Origin of the sequence: Subtercola sp. YIM 133946, assembly GCF_036553535.1 — a bacterium.
Classification (GTDB): Bacteria; Actinomycetota; Actinomycetes; order Actinomycetales; family Microbacteriaceae; genus Subtercola.
On the sequence record NZ_JAZHPE010000045.1, the window covers coordinates 333,600 to 356,493 of the forward strand.

Consider the following 22,894-nt stretch of genomic DNA (forward strand, 5'->3'; position numbering starts at 1 on the left):
GACGCTCGTTTCGTGCTCGACAGATCGGTGTGTATGACCTCCCACAAACAGAAGACGACCGGTGTGCTCGGGGCGATTGTCGGGCTTGTGGGCGCGAGTGTGATCGCGGGCATCCTGGTGACCGCCGTCGTCACGCCCGCGGTCGCCGTGACGGGTGTCGCTGTCGACAGCTCGCTGAGCGTCTTCCAGAACCTGCCGAGCTACATCAAGCCCGACGCTCTGTCGCAGACCTCGAGCATCTACGCGCAGAACGACGACGGCTCGCAGACCCTGCTCGCCTCGTTCTACGACCAAGACCGCCAGGAGGTCGGCTGGAACGACATCTCCCAGTACTTCAAAGACGCCATCGTGTCGACCGAAGACCCGCGCTTCTACGTTCACGGCGGCATGGATGTTCAGTCCACGGTTCGCGCCCTGGTCGCCAACACGGTGACGGGCGGCATCACCTCCGGCGCCTCGACCATCTCGCAGCAGTACGTCAAGAACATCCTCGTGCAGCGGGCCGAGGCGATCAGCGACCCCACGGCCGAGGCCGCCGCCTACGCCGACGCGACCGCGACGACCACCGACCGCAAGCTCAAAGAGATGAAGCTGGCAATCGGTCTCGAGAAGGAGTACAGCAAAGACGACATTCTGCTCGGGTACATGAACATCGCCCTCTTCGGTGGGCGGGTGTACGGCATCCAGGCCGCCTCGGAGTACTACTTCGGCGTGAACGCCAGCGACCTCACGCTGCCGCAGGCGGCCAGCCTCGCGGCCATGGTCAACGAGCCGGAGGGCCTGCGCATCGACATCGCCGACAATATTCCGGCCAACACTGCGCGGCGCAACGAAGACGTGCTCGCCTCGATGCTGAAAGAGCACACGGTCACCCAGGCTCAGTACGACGCCGCCATCGCGACACCCGTCACCCCCAGCATCACGCAGCCATCGACCGGTTGCCAGACGGCCACCGACGGCGCCGGATTCTTCTGCGACTACGTCAAAGACATCATTCTGAACGACACCACCTTCGGCGCGAGCGCCGACGACCGGGCCACCGCCCTGAACACCGGCGGCTACAAGATCGTCACGACCCTCGACACGAAGCTGCAGGCAGCCGCGAACCAGTCGGTGAGCGACTACGTGCCGCAGTCGATGTCGTCTGTCGACATCGGTGGAGCCTTCGTGACGGTCGAACCGGGCACCGGCAAGGTGCTCGCGATGGCGCAGAACAAGAACTACAGTCAAGATCCGGCGGCCGATCCGGCGACCAACACCGCGATCAACTACAGCACCGACGCCGACTACGGCGGATCGACGGGGTTTCAGAACGGGTCGACCGAGAAGCTCTTCGTTCTGATGGACTGGCTGAAGACCGGCCACTCCCTCGGCGACATCGTGAACGGCTCGAACAACCAGACGTTCACATCGGCCAACATCACGAACAGCTGCGGTGACGTGCCCGGCACCCCCTACAAAGCCGGTAACGACGCGGGCGAGGCCGGCGGCAATGCCTCGGTGCTGACCCAGTTCGAAGACTCCGTGAACAACGCCTTCCTGAACATGGCCTCGAAGCTCGACCTCTGCGACATCAACGCGATCGCCAACGCGTTCGGGATGCACCGGGCCGACGGCCTGCCGATGGACACCGGCCTCTACGCCACCGTGCTCGGCGGCAACGAGGTCGCCCCGCTGACCGTGGCGGCGGCTTACGCCGGCGTCGCAGCGCAGGGCATGTACTGCAAGCCGATCGCCATCTCGAGCATCACCGACGCGACCGGTGCGGCCGTGGCCGTTCCGACCGCAGACTGCACGCAGGCGATCGACCCGGCCATCGCCCAGGCCGCCCTGTACGCCATGCAGGGTGTCATCCAGTCGGGCACCGCCACCCCCGCGAACCCCGCCGACGGCACCCCGCACTTCGGCAAGACCGGCACCACCGACGCCGAGAAAGACGTCTGGCTGGTCGGCGGCACGACGAAGCTCGTCTCGGCGTCGTGGGTCGGCAACGTGACCGGCGGCGTGTCGATCAGGAACACGGCAGTGACCGGCGGTAACGGCGACACCGTGTACAGCGGGCTGTCACGCCTCTACGTGTGGAAGGAGTTCTACAAGGGCACGGCCGACGCCTACGGCGGCGGCACCTTTCCGGCCCCGAGTTCCAGCTTCACGCGCAACACGGCGCCGCAACCGACCGAGAAGCCCACGCCGACGCCGACCGCCACGAGCGACCCGTCGTCCACCTCCGCTCCCGACGCACCGGCGCCGACGCCGACGGCGACGCCCTAGCGAGGGGTCGGCGCGCAGGCGCGGCGCGGCGACCGGGCGCGACACATTGGTCTAGCGTGACGGCAGCAGGGCATCCGGGGCCGCCTTCGCCGCCGCCGCGCGTGCGCGCCGCATCGCGTGGTGGTGAGTGCCCCGAATCGTCACGATGCCGACGATGGCCACCCACACCAGGAACGGAAACGTGGCCAGCGCCGTGACGCCCGGCCCGCCCGCCGAGAACGGGTCGGTCGAGCTCGTGCCGTTGAACATCGCCGGCACGGTGAGCAGGTTGAGCGCAGCCACCACGAAGGCCAGCCAGCCGGTCCAGCGGGGCAGGGTGGCCGAGGCGAACGACACGTAGCCGGCGGCCGCCACGACCAGCGCGGTCATCACGCAGCCGATCGAGCCGAACATCAGAATGTGCCCCTCGGTGAGGGCTCGGATGACCGAGCCGTCGGCCGGCTGCTTGACGGTGTCGAGGGCGCCCCCGCCGTCCATCGCGTCGCCCACCAGCGTCACGGCGACGAAGATCAGCCCGGCGCCGTAGCCGAGGTCGGCCACCCACTGCATGTCGGCGCGGGCGCGGGTGATGAGCTGCCGAAAGCTCGCCAGAAAGACCACGAGCGCCGCCATCAAGAACGTGTCGATGAAGATGACCAGCAGGGTAGCGTCGGCAGCGCCCGTCATGAACTCGCCAAGGGCCGTCTCGTCAGACAGCGGCGGCGCTGCGCCCACGCCCAGCGAGGCGGTCAGAAACTCGGCCGCCATCAGGATGGCGACGGCGATCGCCGAGATGCCCGTCCAGCGTCGCACGTCGGGCTTCATCGATTCGGGCTGCAGAATTGTGGCCATCTGGTTCGCTCCCTTGGTGGCGGTGGTCATCTGGTGGCGGTGGTCGTCTGGTGGCGGTGGTCGTCTGGTGGCGGTGGTCGTCGACCGATCTGGTCTAAAGCTAGCGAAACTGTCGCATGATGGGAGCATGACCTCCGGCCCCACCCCCAGCGACAGCCCGGTCGACGCCGTCGGCGCGCTCAACGAGATCGCCTTCCGGCTCGAGTACGACCGGGCGCCGCAGTTCAAGGTGCAGGCCTTTCGCCGGGCATCCGACAGCATCGCCGCGTTCACACCCGACGAGCTGGCCGCCCGCGCGGCCGACGGCCGGCTGAAGGCGACCAAGGGCATCGGAGCGAGCACCTTCGAGGTGATCCGCCAGGCGCTCGACGGCGCGGTGCCCGAGCGGCTCGCCGCTCTGCGAGCCGCCGCGAGCTCACCCCTGACGGCGGCGGGCGAGGCGCTGAAGCAGAAGATCCGCGGCGACCTGCACACGCACAGTGACTGGTCTGACGGCACCACGTCGATCTCGCTGATGGTGGATGCCGCACGCACCCTGGGGCGTGAATACGTCGCCCTCACCGACCACTCGCCGCACCTCACCGTCGCCCATGGCCTGACCGCCGAGCGTCTCGAGACGCAGCTCGGCGAGCTGGCCGAGCTCGGCGCCCGAAGCTCGGCAATCCGGGTGCTCTCGGGCATCGAGGCCGACATTCTCGAAGACGCCACCGTCGACCAGCAGCCCGAGCTGCGGGCCCGGCTCGACATCGTGGTGGCGAGCATCCACTCAAAGCTGCGCGACGACCGGGCCACCATGACGAAGCGGATGCTCGGGGCCATCGCCGACCCGTTCACGAACATTCTCGGCCACGCCACCGGCCGGCTCATCGAGGGCTCGCGCGGCACCCGCCCGCCGTCGGAGTTCGACGCCAAGCGGGTGTTCGCCGCCTGCGCCGAGCACGACGTGGCGGTGGAGATTAACGCCCGGCCCGAGCGCACCGACCCGCCCGACGATCTCATCGCGCTGGCGGTCGACGAGGGGTGTCTGTTCAGCATCGACTCCGACGCGCACGCGCCGGGGCAGCTGGGACTGCTCGACTACGGCATCGAGCGCGCGGCGGTGCTGGGCGTGCCGCCCGCGCGCATCATCACGACGTGGCCGGTCGACGAGCTGCTGGCGTGGGCGCACCCCGAGCTGTAGCGCATCGCCAGGTTGCCGGAGGCGTCACCGTCGGCAGGTGGCCCCGCCGTGAGCTCTGACGGGGCTAGCCGAAGACCTTGCCGGGGTTCATGATGCCGAGAGGGTCGAAGACCGCCTTGATCTGGCGCTGCAGGTCGAAGCTGTCGGCCCCGACCTCGTCGCGCAGCCAGCGCTGCTTCAACACCCCGACCCCGTGCTCGCCGGTGAGGGTGCCGCCCAGAGCCAGTGCGGCCCGGAACAGGTCGCCCGCGGCCGCCCAGATGTACTCGGGCACGCCGGCCGTCGCCTCACCCGGCGCGGCGGGCACGCCGCCCTCAGCAGCACCGCCTTCAGCGGCCACGCCTGCGATCGCGCCGCCTTCAGCCGCACCGCCCTCAGCAGCACCGCCGTCAGTCGCACCCCGGTCGGTGCCCGCCGCGGCCGGCGGGATCACGAAGTTCGGGTGCAGGTTGCCGTCACCCGCGTGCGCCACCGTCGGAATCGAGATGCCGTAACGCTCGCTGATCTCGCCGATCGCGGCGAACATCGCCGCCAGCTGCGACCGCGGCACGCACACGTCTTCGATCAGCACCTCGCCGCGCGCCTCCAGCGCCGGGTGAAAACTGCGCCGGATGCCCAGCAGCCGCTCGCCGACCGCAGGGTCGGCCGTCAGCTCGGCCGCGCCGCCCGCGGCCCGCACGATCTCGAGAATGCGCTCGGCCTCGTCGACCGACCCACCGCCGTCGGTCTGCACGAGCAGGTAGGCCGCGCCCTTCGCCACCAGGTCGGTGCCGTTGTAGGCGTCGATCGCCACGAGCGCGGGGCCGTCCATCAGTTCCATCACCGCGGGCCGGATGCGCGCGGCGGTGATCGCGGCCGAGGCCGCCGCGGCGGCGACGATGTCGGAGAAGAACGCTCCGATCGTGACCACCTCGCCGGTGGCGATGGGCCGCAGCTTCACGGTCGCCTCCACGATCACGCCGAGGGTGCCCTCTGAACCGGTGAGCAGGGCCGTGAGGTCGTAGCCCGTGACACCTTTGACGCTGCGATGGCCGGTCTCGAGCATCCGGCCGTCGGGCAGCACGACCTTGAGGCCGAGAATCGCCTCGCGGGTCACGCCGTACTTCGCGCAGAGCAGACCGCCGGCGTTCGTAGCGATGTTGCCGCCGATGCTCGAGATCGCCTTGCTCGCGGGGTCGGGCGAGAACACGAGCCCGTCGTTCTCGACCGCATCGCTCAGCGCCTGGTTGAGCACGCCCGGTTCGACCACGGCGAGCTCGTCGTCGAGCGAGATCTCGAGAATGCGGTTCATACGGGCCGTCGACAGCACGATCGAGCCGTCGGTGCCGACCGCTCCGCCCGCGAGCCCCGTGCCCGCGCCGCGTGGAACCACGGGCACCCGGTGCTCTGTGGCGAGCCGCAGCACGGCCTGCACATCGGCGATCGAGCGTGCCTCGACCACGGCGAGCGGGGTGCCGGCCGAGACGAAGCCCGACTTGTCGGTGCGCGCCGCGGCGAGGGCGGCGGCGTCGACCAGCACGGCCGGGCCGAGCAGGTCGACCAGCTGCGAGACGATGGGGTCGGGGTGTGGGGCGTCCGTCGAATCCATGTTCTCCAGCTTATGGCTGGTGCGGCGCCGTGCGCCCGGCCGGCGCCAGGTCGGCGCACGGATGCGTGATGCCGTTCCCGATCGTGCCCGTCAGGTCGGGCATCCGGATGCCGCGACGCCGCGCCTCGTCGTACCCGTCAGGCGATGCCGCCGTTCACGTAGAGCACCTGGCCGTTCACCCAACGCCCGGGGCCTGCCAGGAACGCCACGGTCTCGGCGATGTCGTCGGGCGTGCCGAGCCGCTCGAGGGGAGCGAGCGAGGCGATGTGGTCGATGACCTGCTGCGGCTTGCCGTCGAGAAAGAGGGGCGTCGCGGTCGGGCCCGGCGCGACGGCATTCACCGTCACGTCGCGGCCGCGCAGCTCGCGCGCCAGAATGAGGGTCAGGGCCTCGACGGCGCCCTTCGTAGCCGCGTAGGCGCTGTAGGTGGGTTGCTGCAGACGCTCGACCGAGGTCGAGAAGGTGATGAGCGCGCCGCCCGGGCGCAGCTGCCGCGCGGCGAGCTGGGCCACCACGAAGGTTCCGCGCACGTTGGTGCGCATCATGGCGTCGAACTGGTCGAGGTCGAACTCGGCCAGCGGCGCGAGCACCATGACGCCCGCGGTGTTCACGACCACGTCGACGCCGCCGTAGAGCTCGGTCGTGCGGTCGAACAGCGCGGTCATCTGCGCCTCGTCGGCCACGTCTGCGCCGAGAGCGACGGCGGTTCCGCCGGCCTCCTCGATCGCCGCGACGGTCTCCTCGGCACGAGCCCGGTTGCCGGCATAGTGCGCCACCACGGTCATGCCGTCGGCGGCGAGCCGCTCGGCGCTGGCGCGGCCGATTCCTCCCGAGGCCCCGGTGACGATGGCGACGCGGCGGTTCGATGCTTCAGACATGCTGGTTCTCCTCTTTTGTGGACGATTCGTACACATCTAGGAATATAGACGTTTAGTCCATATACTGCAATCGTGACAACGCGACCCGATGTGAGCGCCCCTGCCGGGGCGGTGCGCTCCGGTCGCGGGCGCCGCCCGGCCGCCGAGGTTCGCGAGTCGGTGCTGGCCGCCGCGAGTGCGCTGCTCTTCGAGAGCGGCCTGGCCGCGGTGACGTTCGAGAAGGTCGCCGCCCGCGCGGGTGCGAGCAAGATGACGCTGTACAAATGGTGGCCGACCCCCGGGTCGCTGGCGCTCGACGCGTACTTCCATGCCGTCGAGGGCACCCTCGCCTTTCCCGACACCGGCGATGTCGAGGCCGACGTGCGCACCCAGCTGCGCGCCTTCGTCGGGCTGGTCACGGGCGATGCGAGCCCCGTCATCACCGGGCTCATCGGTGCGGCGCAGTCTGATTCGGTGCTGGCCGTCGCCTTCGCCGAGAACTACACGCGCCCGCGCCGGCTGCTCGCCGTGGAGCGTCTCGGCCGGGCCCAGCGGGCCGGCGAGATTCGAGCCGATGTCGACCTCGAGGTCGTCGTCGACCAGCTCTGGGGCGCCTGCTACCACCGCCTCCTGCTGCCCGACCAGCCCCTGAACCGTGCCTTCGCCGACGCACTCGTCGACACCCTCTGGCGGGGCCTGAGGCCCTGAACGCCCCGCACCATCATCGCGCAGGCGGTTTCTGCGGAATTTTTCCCGTCTTTCAACAGCACGTGCCTCCACCTCTCCCTACAGCTACACAGAGCGGGCCGCGCGTTCAGCTGCCCGAAGGGGTGGCCGCCGGCTCCAGGCCCACGGCCACGGCCAGCAGCTGCTCGGCCACGAGCTCGAACGGCTCCATGCTCTGCTCGGCACGGGCCAGCACGACGGCTCCCTCTGACGAGGCGATGAGGAGGGCTGCGAACCGGGCCGCTGCGGCCTCATGCACTCCGCCGGCGACGAGCCGCGCGGCGAGGCTCTCGCGCCAGGTGCGGAAGACCGTCGAAGCGTGCGAGAGCAGGTCGGGCGAATCGGTGGCGACCGTGACTGCCAGCACCGAGCATCCGGCAGCGAAGTTCGACTGCACGAGCACGTAGCGCCACATCGCCAGAAAGTGCTCGGCGATCTGGTGTGGCGAGCTGCCAGCACCGCGCTCGATGAGGGCGATGGCGCGCGCCCCCGCGAGGTCGATCGCCTCGGCGATGAGCTGGTCTTTGCCCTCGGGAAAGTGGTGGTAGATCGACCCGCGCGGCGCCTTGGTGAGTTCGAGCACCTCTGAGAACGAGGTCTGCTGCAGCCCCTGCTGGGCGAGCAGGCGCGCCGCGCCCTCGACCATACGGTGCTTCGTGTCGCCCGCCATCATGCCTCCCGACGCAGCGCGCCGGCGTCTGTCTGCCGGCCGCGCCACTATGTGCCCCATCATATTCGCCCTTGACTATGACGAGCGGCATAGTGGATGATCGAGACGAGGTTATGACAACCATCAGATCTGCCACCGCAGATCTCCGCCCGCACCGAGGAGCCCGCACCCATGCCCATGATCGACGTCTACGCCACCGCCGGAACCTTCGCCGACACCCACCAACTCGCCATCGACCTGGCCACCACCGTCATGAGCATCGAGCAGGTGCCCGACATTCCGATGTTCCGGCAGAACACCGCCGGCTTCGTGCACGAGCTGCCCTCCGGCGCCCTCTCGAACGTCGACGGCGACACGAACTACGTGCGTGTGCAGGTGCTCACCAACGCCGGAGCCCTCGACCGCGACAAGCAGGTGGCCGTGGTTCGCCAGCTCACCGACCTCGTGGCGGCCGCCGCCGGCGACCCGACGCTGGTCGACCGCACCTGGGTACTGCTCACCGAGGCCGTCGCGGGCGGCTGGGGGCTGTCAGGCCACGCCAATACGAACGACGAGCTCGTCGCCGCGGCCCGCGCCCAGATCGGGCAGCTGCAGGCTGCTGCTGTCGCCGGCGCTGCGTCGCAGGTGTGAGTCGAACGCGTCGCGCGCGAGGCGTCGCGCGCCAGGCGATCGCGCGCCAGGCCGGGCGGGCCGGGAAGACGCCGACGACGGGCAAGCGTGCCCTGGTGCCGAGTCGTGCCCGGGCGTGAGTTCTCCTTCGTACTCGCGAACAAAGTTACTGGGCTGCGTAACAAAGGGCGCCTCTTCTTTACGAAATGAAAGACTGGAGGGGTGCTTTCCTTACCTGTGCTCGACATCTCCCGCCTGAACTCGACCGAGGAGGAGGCGGCCGCGTTTCGAGACGACCTGCGCCGCGTCACCCACGAGGTCGGCTTCTTCTATCTCACCGGTCACGGCATCGACCCCGCGCTGACAGAGAGCATTCTCGACCTCTCGCGCCGCTTCTTCGACCTGCCCGAGGCCGACAAGCTGGCGATCGAGAACGTGAACAGCCCGCAGTTCCGCGGTTACACGCGGGTCGGCGGCGAGCTGACGCACGGCGATGTTGACTGGCGTGAGCAGATCGACATCGGCGTGGAGCGCCCCACCGAGGGCGCCGGTGCGGCATCCGCCGACCCCGCCGCCGACTACTGGCGACTGGAGGGTCCGAACCTGTGGCCCGAGGCGCTGCCCGAGCTCGAGCCGGTGGTGCGCCGCTGGAACGACGAGCTGAGCGCCCTCGCGCTGAAGCTGCTGCGTGCCTGGGCGCTCAGCCTCGGCTCGCCCGAGGATGTGTTCGACGCGGCGTTCGCCGATCATCCGTTCTCGCTGATCAAGATCGTTCGCTACCCCGGGGAGTCGGTCGAGACGCCGAAGCAGGGCGTCGGCGCGCACCGCGACGGCGGGGTGCTGACCCTGCTGCTGGTCGAGCCCGGCAAGGGCGGGCTGCAGGTCGAGCACGACGGCGACTGGATCGAGGCGCCGCCCATGCAGGGCGCCTTCGTGGTGAACATCGGCGAGATGCTCGAGCTCGCGACCGGCGGGTACCTCAAGGCGACCCTGCACCGCGTCGAGTCGCCGAAGGTGGGGTCTGACCGCATCTCGATTCCGTTCTTCTTCAACCCGGGGCTGGATGCCCGGATGCCCACCCTCGAGCTGAGCCCCGAACTGCGTTCGGGCGCGCGCGGTCTCTCGGTCGACCCCACCGACAGCCCCATTCTCGAGACCTATGGCGACAACGTGCTGCGCTACCGCCTGCGGGCGCACCCGAACGTCGCCGAGATCCACCACGCCGACCTGCTGCACCACGCCTGAGCCGCGCGCCCGGCGCGGGGGCCCGGCGCGGGGGCGGGGGCTGCGCTGGGGCCGGCGCGGGGGCGGCGCGGGCCGGGCGCGGGGTGAATCGTCAGCAAGCCGGGACAGAATGGCGCCATGGTGAACCCGTGCTGACATCGAAGAGCAGAGCCGACGGCCCGCCCATCCGCGCGTTCGACACGCCCGTGCGCGTGCCGTCGCGGCGGTCGGCGGCCATCGTGGTCACGCTGGCGACGTGGGCGCTGCTGGTGGTGACGGTGCCGCTGTACTTCGTGTTCCTGCTGAACAACCTGCAAGACGTGTTCGCCATCGTGGCCAACATGCGCGCGCCCGCTGGCCACGCGACCGACGACACCGCACTCGACACCGACGAAGCAACCGCCGATTGACCGATACCGCGCTCGACACCGACGAAGCAATCGCCGATTGACCGATACCGCGCTCAACAGAGCGAGGTGGCAGCGGTCACAGAATCTCAGCGGGGCTCGAGCTGCAGCAGGGCCTCCTCGGCGGCGACCCAGGCGAGCATGGCGCACTTGACGCGGGCGACGTAGCGGGAGGCCCCGCCGAGCACGACGGCGTCGCCGAGCAGGTCTTCGTCGGGCTCGATGGCGCCCTTCGAGCGCATCGCGACGCGGAAGACGTCGATGCGCTCTGAGAGCTCGTTCACGGTGAGTCCGGGCACGAGGTCGCTGAGCAGCGAGGCCGACGCCTGCGAGATGGCGCAGCCCTGGCCCTCCCACTGCAGGGCGCGGATGCGCGGCGATGCAGCCGCGCCGGCGCCCGGGTCGCCGGCGCCCGCATCTCCCGCGCCCGCGCGCGCGTCGCCGGCTCCCGCATCGACCCTTCCCGTGTCGCTCGGGCGCCCGGCGAGGGCGTCACCCGCACCGTCGTCGAGCTGCAGCTGCAGCGTGATCTCGTCGCCGCAGGTGGGGTTCACCTGATGCGAGTGGGCGTCGGCCGACGGCGCGAGGCCGAAGCCGTGCTTCTCCTTCGCGTGGTCGAGAATGACCTGCTGGTACAGGCCCTGCATCGCGGTGTCGCTCATGCGTGTGCTCCGAAGAAGGTCACGGCGTCGGCGACCCCGGCGAGAAACCGGTGCACCTCGTCGTCGGTGGTGTAGAGGTACGTGCTGGCACGGGTGCTCGACACCACTCCGAGGCGACGGTGCAACGGCTGCGCGCAGTGGTGGCCCACCCGCACGGCGATGCCCCGGTCATCCAGAAACTGCCCGACATCGTGCGAGTGGATGCCCGCCACATCGAAACTCGCCAGCCCCACCCGAGGCTGCCCCGACTGCGGCCCCAGCACCCGCACACCGTCGATACCCGACAGCCCCTCGACGAGGCGCTGACCGAGAGCATGTTCGTGCGCGGAGATGCGGTCGAGCCCGACGGCCGAGAGGTAGTCGATGGCGGCGCCGAGGGCGATCGCCTGCGAGACGCGCTGGGTTCCGGCCTCGAAGCGCTGCGGGGCCGGCAGGTATTCGGTGTGCTCCATGCTCACCGAGACGATCATCGAACCGCCGGTGAGAAAGGGCGGCAGGGCGTTCAGCAGCTCGCGCCGCCCGTACAGCACGCCGACGCCGGTCGGCCCGAGCATCTTGTGGCCCGAGAACACGGCGAAGTCGACGTCGAGCGCCCGCACGTCGAGGCCGAGGTGCGGTGCCGACTGGCAGGCATCGAGAAGTACGAGTGCGCCCACGGCGCGCGCAAGGGCCACCAGGTGTTCGACCGGGTTGATGCAGCCGAGCACGTTCGACACGTGCGTGAAGGCGACGACGCGGGTGCGCTCGCCGATGATCCCGGCGGCCTCATCGAGCCTCAGCGCACCATATTCGTCGATCGGAATATATCGCAGCGTTGCTCCCGTGCGGGCCGCCAGCTCCTGCCAGGGCAGCAGGTTCGCATGGTGTTCCATCTCGGTGACGACGATCTCGTCGCCCGGCCCGAGCCGGAACCGTTCGGCGGCCGCCCCGCCGCGCCCTGCGCTGGCGTTCGACATCGCGTACGCGACGAGATTGATGCCCTCGGTGGCGTTCGAGGTGTAGACGACCTCGTCGTCGTCGGCGCCGATGAAGCGAGCAACTGTGGCGCGGGCGTTCTCGAAGCTCTCGGTGGCCAGGGCCGCCAGCGTGTGCGCACCCCGGTGCACCGCCGAGTTCTCGTGCAGGTAGAACTCGCGCTCGGCGTCGAGCACCTGCAGCGGCTTCTGGCTGGTGGCGCCCGAGTCGAGGTAGGCGAGCGGATGCCCGTTCACCTGTTCGCCGAGAATCGGGAAGTCGAGACGCAGTCGTTGCACCTCTGCCGCACTGAGTGGTTCGGCGACGGTGGTTTCAACGGTGCTCTGCGTAGTACTCATCCCCTCCAGCTTAAGCTCGTGCGCCGGCGCGGGGGCGGGTCGTGACGAAGATGACGCGCCAGGAGGGCGGCGCGGCATCCGCCGGTCACATCGAGTTCAGCGAACCGATCACCTGGCCGCCGGCGTTCTGCACCGTCATGATGCTGCCCTGCACGGAGGCGCTCGCGGCCGCGCTCAGCCAGGTGTCGACGCCTTCGCAGAACATCATGGTGCTGGTCACGTCGGTGAAGGTGACCGACTGGCTCGCGGCGCTGCCCGGGGTCCAGGTGCCACCGATGATGTTGCAGCCGTCACTGCCCGTGAAGGTGCGGTCGGCCGAGAGTGAGAGGAAGGGCGAGGTGGAGGTTCTGCTCTGCGTCCAGTAACCGATGGGCCAGCCCTGCGGGCCGACGGTCGGGTCGATCGAGCGCACCAGCTCAGTGGTCGTGGTGCTGTTCGAGCTGTCGATAGTGAGGTAGTCGCCGTTGACCGCCACGTGGTCGGCGAGGGTCACGGCGAGCGGAATCTGCGCACCCTCGCAGGCCATCATCGTCGACGGACCGGCGGTGGTGGCCATCACGCCGTTGGCGTCGACCTTCCAGGTGCCCTCGACCCGGTTGCAGCCGTCGGAGGCGATCCAGGTGTTGTCTTGCACGAAGGCCACGAACGGCTGCTCGGGCGAATCGTACTTCTGGTCGATGGTCCAGACGCCGACGAGGGCGCCCTCCTGGAACCCGGCCTCGACGGCCTTGTCGGCGGCCTGTGAGGCGGGCGGCGTCTCGGGCACGGTCTCGGCCGAGCATCCCGTCAGGGCGATCGCGGTCGCCGCTGCTGCGAGCAGAACGGCGAGGGGGATGAGTCGTGCCATGGGAGCCTCCGATTGTCTCTCGCACAGTATCGCGCGCGCCCGAACGCAGGCAACTCATGCAGCCGCATCTCGGCCGTCTCGGATGAGGAGCTGCGGGCGCGCAGCGGCAGCACGGTCGTAGCATGAGGGCATGCTCGCCATGCAGTACCAGATCACGTTGCCGGCCGACTACGACATGGGCGTCATCCGAACGCGGGTGGCCGAGCGCGGGCACGCCCTCGACCAGTACCCGGGGCTCGGCCTGAAGGCCTATCTGGTGCGCGAGGCAGGGGTGCGCGGGTCGAGCGTGAACCAGTACGCCCCCTTCTACCTGTGGAATGCTCCGCTCGCGGCGGGCACCTTCCTCTGGGGCGGCGACGGATTCGGCGCGATCGTGCGCGACTTCGGGCGCCCGGTCGCCCAGACCTGGGTGGGCGCGGGCTTCGCGCGGGGCCCGGCCGTCGAGGGGTCGCCGACCGTGGCGCTGCGGTCGGTCATCCACGTTGCCGACGACGTCGACCCGCAGCCCCTGGTCGCAGCGCGGGTGGATGCCCTCCCGGCCCTGCTCGAGCTGCCGGGGCTGCACTCGGTGGCCGTCGCCGTCGATCCGCGCACGTGGCAGCTCGTGCAGTTCAGTCTCTGGGTGGGGGAGCCTGGCGGGGTGCAGCATTCGGGGGATGCTGCACCCGGCGGCGCGGTGACGGAGCGCTACGAGGTGCTGCACCTGTCAGCCCCGGGGCTGGCGCGGCTGGCCCGCAGGTAGCCGAGCGTTTCGCCGGAGCGCCCGGATGGAGCGCCCGGCTAGAGCGTGCCGTCGGCGAGCTTGGCCACGGCGGAGTCGATGCGGCGCTGGCGGGTCTCGGGGGTCTTCGCGTCGTCGATCGGAACCGTGAAGCGGCGCTTGTTCGAATACGACAGGCCGTCGAAGAAGGCGCGTGCGGCCGGAACCACGTCGAGTGCCGCGGCGAAGTCGTCGGGTACCGCGACCTCGCGCGGCTGGTCGTCGAGCACGATCTCGACGTCGATCTCGTCTCCACCCGCGATGCCGGCGCCCGCGCGCACCTCGGCACTCACCGGCAGCATGATCTCGCCCCGGTAGGGAGTGACCGTGCTGCGGTACGAAAAGCCGTTGATCGTGACCACGACGGCGTGCCGCTTGGCACTGCCCAGTGCCTCATACACATCGGTCGGAACGACGATGCCCGTGGCCGTCTTTCCACTCTGCTTCAGCACGGCGTGGAAGTTCATACCAAGGAGTATGGCCGCCGCGGTGGCTCCTCCACAATCACCAGCCGGGCCTGAAACACCACAGACACGACGGGGGCGGAGCTTTCGCCCAGAAGCCGCCAAGTAGCATTGGGGCGATATGAACTCGACCACCACACGCGGCGAGACCGTCGCCAAGCGCGGTGCTCCGGCCCACTTCCTCCCACACGTGCAGGGCCTGCGTGCCATCGCCGTGCTGCTGGTGGTCGTCTACCACTTCGAGCCCGGGCGGCTCACGGGCGGCTACATCGGGGTCGACGTGTTCTTCGTCATCTCGGGCTTCCTGATCACCCAGCAGCTCTCGCGCGAGCTCGAACGCACCGACCGCATCAAGCTGCCGAACTTCTGGGCGAAACGGGTGCGGCGTCTGCTGCCGGCCGCCCTGCTCGTGCTGGCGTTCAGCACCGTCGCGACGCTGACCATCATGCCGCTGAGCGCTCTCGCCGAGAACCTCAAAGAGATTCTGGCGAGCACGTTCTATGTCGAGAACTGGGCGCTCGCGGCGAACTCCGTCGACTACCTCGCGGCGTCGGGCGACGCCTCGCTGGTGCAGCACTACTGGTCGCTGTCGCTCGAAGAGCAGTTCTACGTGGTCTGGCCGATCCTGTTGCTGGGGGCATCCTTCTTCGGGGTGAAGCGCCTCGCCACGAAGTACGGCGACCGCGGGCGGTGGAACGCGATGATCGCGCTCGTCGTGATCGCCACGGTGATCTCGTTCGTGCTCTCGGTCATCGCCACGAACAACGACCCCGCGTCGGCGTACTTCGTCACCTACACCCGCGTCTGGGAGTTCGGAGTCGGTGCCCTGCTGGCGCTCATCCCGCGGCTGAGGCCCACCCGGGCGTGGTTCGTGAACCTGCTCGGCTACGCCGGGGTCGTCGCGATTCTCGTCGCGGGCTACACCTACGACCGCAACACTCCGTTTCCCGGGTACGCGGCGCTGGTGCCGGTGCTCGGCACCGCCGCCGTGATCGTGTCGCACCGTTCAGAGCGCTGGTTCGACATCGGCCGGGTGCTCAGCACGCGGGTGCCGCGCTTCTTCGGCGATATCTCGTACTCGCTCTATCTCTGGCACTGGCCGCTGATCGTGATCGCCCCCTTCATTCCGGGCTGGGGGCTGTCGATCTACAACCGGGTCGCGCTCTTCGTGATAGCGGTGGTGCTGGCGTGGCTGACGAAGAAGTTCGTCGAAGACCCGACCAGGCAGTGGTCGTTCTGGACGGCGCGGCGCCCCCGCCCGCGCATGACCTTCACCTTCATGCTGGCCGGCATGGCCGTGCTCACACTGCTGGTGTCGAGCGTGTGGGTGGTGCAGCAGCCCAAGTACGACGCGGCAGCGAGCCAGCTGGCGAGCACGGTCGCCGACCCGCCGGCGTGCTTCGGCGCGGCCGCCGGCCCCGCGCCCGAAATCACCGACGCGTCGGGCACGAGCACGGTGACGCCGGCCGCAGCCACCGTGGCCGCGGGTACGGCGAGCTGCCCGAACACGGCGCTCGACGACACGATCATCCCATCGCCCGGGTTCGGCAACGCCGACCGGCCCTCGAACCCCGAGTGCCTGGTGACGCTCAACGACTCGGGGCTCTTCGCCTGCCACTTCGGGTCGACCGACCCCAGCGCCAAACGGGTCGCACTGATCGGCGACTCGCACGCCTATGCGCTGCTGGCCCCGTTCATCTCGATGGCCGACGCGAACGGCTGGGCACTGACCACCTACATCAAGGGCGGATGCCCGTGGAGCACCGACGCGATGCCCGGGGTCGACGCGTTCTCTCGCTCGTGCAACGCCTGGCGTGCCAATCTCACGACCGAGCTCGCCTCGGTGCAGCCGTACGACGCGGTGTTCACCGCCGCGCTCGCCGACGCCGCCGCCCCCGGAACCTCGGCGACCGGCCAGGCGCTCGCAGCCGGCTTCACCGACGCCTGGAAAGAGGTGACCGATCGTGGCACCCCCGTGGTGACGGCGGTCGACAACCCGGCGTGGAGCGACGACCCGAACAAGTGCCTGCGCACCTCAGACCCGGCCGACTGCGTCGAGCCGCGGGCCGACGGGCTGGTCGCCGACCCACCGGTGGCCGTCGCGGCCCAGGCGGCGATCGCGGCCGGCCAGAACGTCACGCTGCTCGACTTCAGCTCGATGTTCTGCTCGTCGACCGACTGCTACGCCGTCATCGGCGGCGCGAACGTCTACCGCGACCAAGACCACCTCACCAACACGTTCGCGACCACCCTCGAGCCGTACCTGAATTCGGCCCTGCTCGGGGCGATGGCACAGGCGTCGCCGGCGCCGTGAGCTGACCGGACATCGGCGTGAGCGGGGGACGAGTGCGGGTGGGCAGTAGGGCTGACTCGCGCGTGACCCTGCCGGGATCGCTGGCCGGCAGTGGGGCTCACTCGCGGGTGACCGGGCGGGGATCGCAGGCCAGCAGCGGGGGCGAGACGCCCGTGACCGGGCAGGGCTCGCAGGCCGGCAGTGAGGTGAGTCGCCGGTGACCGGGGTGCTGACCGGCTTCGGCATCATCGGCGTCGTGATCATTCTCGGCTACGTGGTGCAGCGCGTCAGGGTGCTGCCCGCCGACGCACCCGTCGCGCTCAACCGGTTCGTGTACTTCATCGCCAGCCCGGCGCTGCTCTTCACAGTGCTGGCGCGGGCCGACCTGACGGTGATCTTCTCGTCGTTCCTGGTCGTGACGATCGTGTCGGTGGTGGTGTCGGCCGCGCTGTTCGTGCTGGTCTCGCGGCTGTTCTTCCGTCGTCCGCTGGCCCTCACCGCGCTCGGCGCCGCGTCGGCCTCCTACGTCAACGCGAACAACATCGGGCTGCCGGTGGCCGTATACGTGCTCGGCAGCGCGCAGTTCGTGGCGCCGGTGCTGATGTTCCAGCTGATCATCATGGCGCCCATCCTGCTCACCCTGCTCGACCTGTCGACCCGTGAGAAGGTGTCGCTCGCCTCGATCGTGACCCAGCCTTTTCGCAACCCGATCATCATCGCCTCGCTGGCCGGGCTCATCGTGGCGCTGCTCGGCCTGCACATTCCCGACCAGGTGCTGGCGCCGTTCGTGCTGATCGGCGGAGCGGCCGTGCCCACGGTGCTCATCACATTTGGCATGTCGCTGGCCGGCCGCCGGCTGCTGCCGCCCGGCGCCGACCGCCTCGAGATCATCGTCGCGACCGCGCTGAAGAGCGTGCTGATGCCGGTGGTCGCCTATCTGCTCGCGGCGTTCGTCTTCCACCTCGACGGCGTGCACCTGTTCGCCGTCGTGGTGCTCGCGGCCCTACCGACGGCCCAGAACATGTTCAACTACGCGTTTCGCTTCAACGTCGGCATCGACGTCACGCGCGACGTCGTGCTGCTCACCACCATCGCGGCCCTGCCGGTCTTGCTGGTCATCTCGGCCCTGCTCGCTCCGGGCTGACCAGCACCGAGATCACAGCGCCATCGGGCGGTCGTCGTCGTCGCCTTCGAGATCGAGGTCGAGGTCGACCACCACGGGAACGTGGTCGCTCGGCGCCTCGCCCTTTCGTTCGTTGCGGTCGATGCGGGCATCCGTCACCAGCGACGCGAACGGGGCAGACCCCATGATGAAGTCGATGCGCATGCCCTCGTTGCGCGGAAAGCGCAGCTGCTTGTAGTCCCAGTAGGTGTAGCCGGTGGGCACGAGCGGGCGAACAACGTCGCTCAGCCCGAGCTGCTCGAACGCGGCGAAGGCGGCCCGTTCGGGCGGCGAGACGTGGGTGGCGCCGTCGAAGAGCCGAACATCCCACACGTCGCTGTCGAGGGGGGCGATGTTCCAGTCGCCCATCAGCGCGAGGGGCTGGTCAGGATGCTCGGCGAGCCAGCCGCGCGTCTCGGCCGCCAGCTGTTCGAGCCACCTCAGCTTGTAGTCGTAGTGCGGGTCGCCGAGTTCGCGGCCGTTCGGCACGTAGAGGCTCCACAGTCGCACCCCGTTGACCGTCACGCCGAGCGCGCGGGCCTCCGACGGCAGCACGCCGTTCTCGTCGGGTTTGCCGAACCCGGGAACGCCCTCGAAGCCGACGGCGAGGTCGTCCATGGGGAGGCGGCTCGCGAAGGCCACTCCGTTCCACTGGTTTAGGCCGTGCAGCTCGACGTCGTAACCCGCCTCGGTGAACGGCTCATACGGAAACTGGTTCTCGCGGCACTTGATCTCCTGCATGGCGAGAACGTCGATGTCTTCGCGAACCAGCCAATCGGTCACGCGGCCCACCCGGGCCCTGATCGAGTTCACATTCCAGGTCGCAACACGCATGCAGCAAGCCTATTCGCCGCCTGCGACTTCGCCGTTCGCCCGCAGATCACGAAAATCGCCCCTCGCTGGTCGTTTTCGGGCGAAAATCGTGATCCGTGGTGGTCGAGGCGGGGCAGGTAGGGTGGATCGCGTGACGGACGACGTTAGACAACAGCTGATCAAGTACATCTCCGACGACGCGGTGTTCCACGGCGACTTCACACTGACCAGCGGCAAGAAGGCGACGTACTACGTCGACCTGCGCCGGGTCAGCCTCGACCACCGGGTCGCGCCGCTCATCGGGCAGGTCATGCTCGATGTGATCGCGCAGATTCCGGATGTCTCGGCCGTCGGTGGGCTCACCATGGGCGCCGACCCCGTCGCCGCCGCCATTCTGCACCAGGGTGCCGCGCGCGGGCTCGCGTACGACGCCTTCGTCGTGCGCAAAGAACCCAAAGACCACGGTCGCGGCCGCCAGGTCGAAGGCCCCGATCTCGAGGGCAAGCGCGTCGTCGTGCTCGAAGACACCTCGACCACGGGTGGTTCGCCGCTGAAGGCCATCGAGGCGCTCGAGAAGGTGGGCGCGATCGTGGCCGGTGTGGCCGTGGTCGTCGACCGCAACACCGAGGCGCGCGAGCGCATCGAGGCGGCCGGCTACCCGTACTTCTACGCCATCTGCCTGTCAGACCTCGGGCTCAGCTAGCGCCAGTGCAGCCCGACGAGCCGAACGCATCGAACACCCCGGGCGCACCGGGCGCACCGGGCACACCGGCGGCGCCGGCTCGAGGGTCCGAGCCCGCGCGGGCCGGGAGCACGCCCAGATCCTCGCCGGCCGCCCGGGCGGGGGAGCACCTGCCGGCCCAGCGGGGGCGGGGGCGGCTCGTGCTGCCGGCCGCCGTCGTCGTGGTCGCGGTACTGGTGCTGGGCGCGCTGTTTCTGCTCGGCACACGGTTGCCGGGCATCCTGTCGGCCGCGCCGTCGCCCACCCCCGTGGAGACGCCGACGCTCACGCCCACGCCGACCCCCACCCCCACTTCGACGACGGGGCGCCAGCTCGCCGGCACGTACGACTGGTCTGACCTGCGCGGCGGTGAGTGCATCAACCCGTTCGTGTCGGCCTGGCAGCAGAAGTTCACGGTGGTCGACTGCGCCGGCCCGCACGGGGCCCAGGTGATGAGCACCGGGTCGCTCAGCGACGACCCGACGGCCGCCTATCCGGGGCAAGACGCGATCGCACAGCAGCTGAACCTGCTGTGCCAGATTCCGGCGAACTTCAACAGCGCGATACTCGGCGCCTACCCCGACGTGGTGTGGCAGGCCGACTACCCGGTGAACCAGGCGCAGTGGGCGGCCGGCATGCGCAGCTACTCGTGCTTCGTCAGCCGGTCGTCGAGCCTGCCCCTCACGGGCGACTTCGCCCCGGCGGCGTTCGGCGGGTAGGGATGCCCGGCCTCGCCTGATAGGTTCGATGAGTTCGGGCGCTGAAAACGAGCGCCGCTCAGATCGAAAGGCGGCCGGGAGTGATTCGACGCACTGTTCGTGCACTGGCGGCGGCGGCCATGGTGGCGGGCGTGGTCGTCTTCTCGGCCGGGCCGGCCTCGGCGGCAGGTGCCGCGACGGCGGAGACGCCGGTGGCCGGAGGGGCGCAGGCGGCCGCACACGCGCCGGCAGACGCCTCGGCACCGCAACCCTTCTCTGCTGTCGGCACCGGGGTGAACGACTTCACGTTCAACAGCTTCTCGGGTGACTACACGCTCGGCCGCGACGCCCAGGGCCACTCCACCCTGACGACCGTCGAGACACTGGATGCCCAGTTTCCGGCCTCGAACCAGAACCACGGCATCCAGCGGGCCATCCCCGAGAAGTACGACGGCCACCCGACCGGTGTGAGCATCGTGAGCGTCACCGACGGCGACGGAAACCCTCGGTCGTACACCACCGACTCGCAGGACGACCTGCTGCTCGTGACGATCGCGGCCGACGACTTCGTGCACGGATCGCAGGTCTACGTGCTGACCTACACGCAGACCAACGTCACGCGGTACTTCTCAGACACGAACGACGACGAGTTCTACTGGGACACCAACGGCACGGCGTGGAAGCAGCCGTTCGACAGCGTGACCGCGACCGTGCACGTGCCCGGCGACCTCGCGCCGTCGCTGAACGGGCAGCTCGCCTGCTACGACGGGGCATCGGGGTCGTCGAGCACGTGCACCATCGCGAGCACCGCGACCCCCGGCGAAGACCTCGCCCCGGGCTCGCCCGTCACGTTCGCGACCACGCCGATTGCGCTCGGCGTCGGCGAGAACGTGACCGTCGCAATCGGCTTCGCCCCCGGCACCTTCACCCCGCGCGACGACTCGTTCTTCGCCTCGGGTGCCGCGATCGCCCAACTCGTGTTCGCGCTGCTGGCCGTTCTGGTGGCGGTGGGAGCGATCATCCTGAGATTCACGGTGCTTCGAGACGCACCCGGCCGGCCGACGATCATCGCGGAGTACACCGTGCCGAAGGGCGTCAACCTGATGCTCGCCTCGGTGATCACGAAAGACACGAAGCGGGCGCCGGCAGCGAGCTTCGTGAGCCTTGCGGTGCGGCACAACATTCAGATCGTCGAGCAGGAGAAGACCGGAATGTGGGGCGGCACCACGTACTGGCTGCAGCTCGTCAGCTTCGACGGGCTCGACGCGACCGAACTGCACCTCGTGAAACTGCTGTTCGGCGAGCCCCTGCAGCTCGGGGCGTGGAAGCAGATCGAGAAGCAGGACACGTCACTCGCCAGGGGTATCTCTGCCCTGCTGCAGTCTGAGCGCCAGCGTGCCGTGACCGACGGCTTCGTGCGCGGGGGCACCACCCTGCTCAGCGGGCTGTTCGCGCTCGGGGTGCTGGTGTTCGGTGCGCTGGCGTTCTTCGCCGGCACCCTCGCGCTCAGCGACGACTACGGCGGAGTGGTGCCGATCATCCTCATCGGCGTGTGCATCGCCGCCGCGATCACCGTGTTCGTGGCCGGCTTCAAGAAACCCCTGACGGCGAAGGGCGCCGAGCTGCGCGACTACATCAAGGGGCTCGAGCTCTACATCAAGCTGGCCGAGAAAGACCGGTTCGCCATGCTGCAGACCCCGGAGGGTGCGCTGAAGACACAGGTGAACGCGCCCGACTGGGGCCAGGTGGTGAAGATCTACGAGAAACTGCTGCCCTACGCGGTGCTGCTCGGACTCGAGCAGGAGTGGGCGCAGGTGCTGGGTACCTACTACGAGAACCTCGGGTCGCAGCCCGACTGGTACGGGGGCAACATCAGCACGTTCAACGCGGTGCTGTTCGTGAGCGCCATCTCGTCGTTGTCGAGCACGGTCGACGCCAGTCTCGCCGCGAGCACGTCGTCGAGCTCGAGCGGTGGCTCGGGGGGCGGCGGGTTCTCGGGCGGCGGCGGTGGCGGTGGTGGCGGCGGCGGGGTCTAGCTGCTCTGTCGCCGTGACATCGTGACGCTGAGCGCGCCAGCGCCGTCAGCGCCCTCGGCGCCCGCCGAGCGCGCAGGGCCGAGCGCGTCAGGGGCGAGCGCCGTCGCCAGGCGCGCGATGCCGAACTCGAAGGCACGGTCGACGTCACCGCCCAGCTGGAAGGCGCCCGCCAGCTCCATGCTGATGAACCCGTTCGCCCACGCGGTGACCGTGCGGGCCGCCTCGAGGGCGTTGTCGGAACCGGCCAGCTGAGCGGTCGCCTCCATCAGCGGCTCAGCGGCGCGGGCGAGCAGCGTCACGTCGGGCCGACTGACGCTCGGCCCGGGCGTGAACATGAGGTGGAAGCCGGCGGGGTTGGCCAGGGCGAAGGCGCGGAACTCGTGGGCGAGGGCGACGAGGTGCTCGCGGGCATCCGGTCGCGGCTGGGTCATCGCGGCGGCCGAGAGACGCGACGCCAGGTCGTCGACCGTCGACTCGGCGATGAGCCCGATGAGATCGTCGCGACTCTTCACCCGCTTGTAGAGCGACGGCGCGCGTACGCCGACCCGCTGGGCGACGGCCTGCATCGTCAGCCCGGCCGCCCCTTCGGTCTCGAGAATGTCGCGCCCGGCCCGCACGATGTCGTCGAGCGAGGTGCGATCGGGGGTGGGCACGGCGGGCCGCCTCTCTGGCCGCGCACGGCGGCGAATCCGAGTATGGCTATTGACGTTAGCCATCATGGCTACGTAGAGTAGCTATCACGCAAGCATAGCGACCAACCTC

22 protein-coding genes are annotated in these 22,894 nt (G+C 69.4%); 12 read left to right on the forward strand and 10 right to left on the reverse strand.

The genetic code is table 11. From position 1 onward, the window contains the following. The first annotated feature begins 33 nt into the window (after nt 1-33). Entirely contained in the window at nt 34-2,271 is a 2,238-nt protein-coding gene (locus V3W46_RS15625) for a transglycosylase domain-containing protein (RefSeq protein WP_331784061.1), read from the forward strand. Between the two features lie 51 nt (nt 2,272-2,322). Here V3W46_RS15625 and V3W46_RS15630 read toward each other — a convergent pair whose 3' ends face one another. Then, the gene (locus tag V3W46_RS15630; protein WP_331784062.1) at nt 2,323-3,132 is read right to left on the reverse strand and encodes a hypothetical protein; all 810 of its coding nucleotides are present in this window, start codon (nt 3,130-3,132) and stop codon (nt 2,323-2,325) included. Between the two features lie 97 nt (nt 3,133-3,229). Here V3W46_RS15630 and V3W46_RS15635 point away from each other — a divergent pair, with 97 nt between their 5' ends. After that, entirely contained in the window at nt 3,230-4,282 is a 1,053-nt protein-coding gene (locus tag V3W46_RS15635) for a PHP domain-containing protein (RefSeq protein WP_331784063.1), read from the forward strand. A 64-nt stretch (nt 4,283-4,346) separates the two neighbouring features. Here the strand turns inward: V3W46_RS15635 and V3W46_RS15640 are convergent, their stop codons facing one another. Together V3W46_RS15640 and V3W46_RS15645 are read right to left on the reverse strand one after the other, a co-directional pair. After that, complete coding sequence (locus V3W46_RS15640) at nt 4,347-5,870, reverse strand: FAD-binding oxidoreductase (protein WP_331784064.1); 1,524 nt, start codon at nt 5,868-5,870, stop codon at nt 4,347-4,349. A 137-nt stretch (nt 5,871-6,007) separates the two neighbouring features. Next, nucleotides 6,008-6,748, reverse strand: coding sequence for an SDR family oxidoreductase (locus V3W46_RS15645; protein WP_331784065.1), 741 nt, complete (start codon nt 6,746-6,748; stop codon nt 6,008-6,010). A gap of 72 nt (nt 6,749-6,820) precedes the next feature. On the opposite strand from V3W46_RS15645, the gene V3W46_RS15650 reads away from it, so the two are divergent. Further along, nucleotides 6,821-7,435 carry a TetR/AcrR family transcriptional regulator gene (locus V3W46_RS15650; protein WP_331784066.1) on the forward strand — a complete coding sequence of 205 codons (615 nt, stop codon included), beginning with the start codon at nt 6,821-6,823 and terminating at the stop codon, nt 7,433-7,435. Between the two features lie 106 nt (nt 7,436-7,541). Here the strand turns inward: V3W46_RS15650 and V3W46_RS15655 are convergent, their stop codons facing one another. Beyond that, nucleotides 7,542-8,099, reverse strand: a complete 558-nt coding sequence (locus V3W46_RS15655) for a TetR/AcrR family transcriptional regulator (RefSeq protein WP_331784067.1) — start codon at nt 8,097-8,099, stop codon at nt 7,542-7,544. 195 nt (nt 8,100-8,294) lie between these two features. Here V3W46_RS15655 and V3W46_RS15660 point away from each other — a divergent pair, with 195 nt between their 5' ends. The 3 genes from V3W46_RS15660 (at nt 8,295) to V3W46_RS15670 (ending at nt 10,366) form a co-directional block, all read left to right on the forward strand. Continuing rightward, on the forward strand, nt 8,295-8,753 hold the full coding sequence (locus tag V3W46_RS15660; protein ID WP_331784068.1) for a tautomerase family protein: 459 nt from the start codon (nt 8,295-8,297) through the stop codon (nt 8,751-8,753). Between the two features lie 201 nt (nt 8,754-8,954). Further along, nucleotides 8,955-9,977, forward strand: a complete 1,023-nt coding sequence (locus V3W46_RS15665) for an isopenicillin N synthase family dioxygenase (RefSeq protein WP_331784069.1) — start codon at nt 8,955-8,957, stop codon at nt 9,975-9,977. 128 nt (nt 9,978-10,105) lie between these two features. After that, on the forward strand, nt 10,106-10,366 hold the full coding sequence (locus tag V3W46_RS15670; RefSeq protein ID WP_331784070.1) for a hypothetical protein: 261 nt from the start codon (nt 10,106-10,108) through the stop codon (nt 10,364-10,366). A gap of 86 nt (nt 10,367-10,452) precedes the next feature. Here V3W46_RS15670 and V3W46_RS15675 read toward each other — a convergent pair whose 3' ends face one another. The 3 genes from V3W46_RS15675 to V3W46_RS15685 all read right to left on the reverse strand — a co-directional run bounded on the left by V3W46_RS15675 (nt 10,453) and on the right by V3W46_RS15685 (nt 13,185). Beyond that, nucleotides 10,453-11,025, reverse strand: coding sequence for an iron-sulfur cluster assembly scaffold protein (locus V3W46_RS15675; RefSeq protein WP_331784071.1), 573 nt, complete (start codon nt 11,023-11,025; stop codon nt 10,453-10,455). After that, nucleotides 11,022-12,338 carry an aminotransferase class V-fold PLP-dependent enzyme gene (locus V3W46_RS15680; RefSeq protein WP_331784072.1) on the reverse strand — a complete coding sequence of 439 codons (1,317 nt, stop codon included), beginning with the start codon at nt 12,336-12,338 and terminating at the stop codon, nt 11,022-11,024. The genes V3W46_RS15675 and V3W46_RS15680 overlap by 4 nt, the downstream gene beginning before the upstream one ends. An 85-nt stretch (nt 12,339-12,423) precedes the next feature. After that, on the reverse strand, nt 12,424-13,185 hold the full coding sequence (locus tag V3W46_RS15685) for an META domain-containing protein (protein ID WP_331784073.1): 762 nt from the start codon (nt 13,183-13,185) through the stop codon (nt 12,424-12,426). Between the two features lie 130 nt (nt 13,186-13,315). On the opposite strand from V3W46_RS15685, the gene V3W46_RS15690 reads away from it, so the two are divergent. After that, nucleotides 13,316-13,927: a DUF4865 family protein gene (locus tag V3W46_RS15690; RefSeq protein WP_331784074.1), complete on the forward strand. Its 612-nt coding sequence runs from the start codon at nt 13,316-13,318 to the stop codon at nt 13,925-13,927. 38 nt (nt 13,928-13,965) lie between these two features. Here V3W46_RS15690 and V3W46_RS15695 read toward each other — a convergent pair whose 3' ends face one another. After that, on the reverse strand, nt 13,966-14,412 hold the full coding sequence (locus V3W46_RS15695) for a YdeI/OmpD-associated family protein (RefSeq protein ID WP_331784075.1): 447 nt from the start codon (nt 14,410-14,412) through the stop codon (nt 13,966-13,968). A 118-nt stretch (nt 14,413-14,530) separates the two neighbouring features. Between V3W46_RS15695 and V3W46_RS15700 the strand changes: the two genes are divergently transcribed. After that, a complete protein-coding gene (locus V3W46_RS15700; RefSeq protein WP_331784076.1) occupies nt 14,531-16,723 on the forward strand; it encodes an acyltransferase family protein in 2,193 nt (730 codons plus the stop codon). A 196-nt stretch (nt 16,724-16,919) separates the two neighbouring features. Next, nucleotides 16,920-17,846 (forward strand): AEC family transporter, encoded by a 927-nt coding sequence (locus V3W46_RS15705; RefSeq protein WP_331784077.1) that lies wholly within the window; start codon nt 16,920-16,922, stop codon nt 17,844-17,846. A gap of 12 nt (nt 17,847-17,858) precedes the next feature. On the opposite strand, the gene V3W46_RS15710 is transcribed toward V3W46_RS15705, so the two are convergent. Continuing rightward, on the reverse strand, nt 17,859-18,698 hold the full coding sequence (locus V3W46_RS15710) for an exodeoxyribonuclease III (RefSeq protein ID WP_331784078.1): 840 nt from the start codon (nt 18,696-18,698) through the stop codon (nt 17,859-17,861). Nucleotides 18,699-18,828: 130 nt separating this feature from the next. Here V3W46_RS15710 and pyrE point away from each other — a divergent pair, with 130 nt between their 5' ends. The 3 genes from pyrE (at nt 18,829) to V3W46_RS15725 (ending at nt 22,132) form a co-directional block, all read left to right on the forward strand. Beyond that, complete coding sequence (gene pyrE, locus V3W46_RS15715) at nt 18,829-19,380, forward strand: orotate phosphoribosyltransferase (RefSeq protein ID WP_331784079.1); 552 nt, start codon at nt 18,829-18,831, stop codon at nt 19,378-19,380. A 179-nt stretch (nt 19,381-19,559) separates the two neighbouring features. After that, on the forward strand, nt 19,560-20,117 hold the full coding sequence (locus V3W46_RS15720; RefSeq protein ID WP_331784080.1) for a septum formation family protein: 558 nt from the start codon (nt 19,560-19,562) through the stop codon (nt 20,115-20,117). Between the two features lie 80 nt (nt 20,118-20,197). Then, nucleotides 20,198-22,132, forward strand: coding sequence for a DUF2207 domain-containing protein (locus V3W46_RS15725; RefSeq protein WP_331784081.1), 1,935 nt, complete (start codon nt 20,198-20,200; stop codon nt 22,130-22,132). On the opposite strand, the gene V3W46_RS15730 is transcribed toward V3W46_RS15725, so the two are convergent. Beyond that, complete coding sequence (locus tag V3W46_RS15730) at nt 22,129-22,785, reverse strand: TetR/AcrR family transcriptional regulator (protein ID WP_331784082.1); 657 nt, start codon at nt 22,783-22,785, stop codon at nt 22,129-22,131. The two genes, V3W46_RS15725 and V3W46_RS15730, sit on opposite strands and share 4 nt — an antisense overlap. Nucleotides 22,786-22,894: the final 109 nt, after the last annotated feature.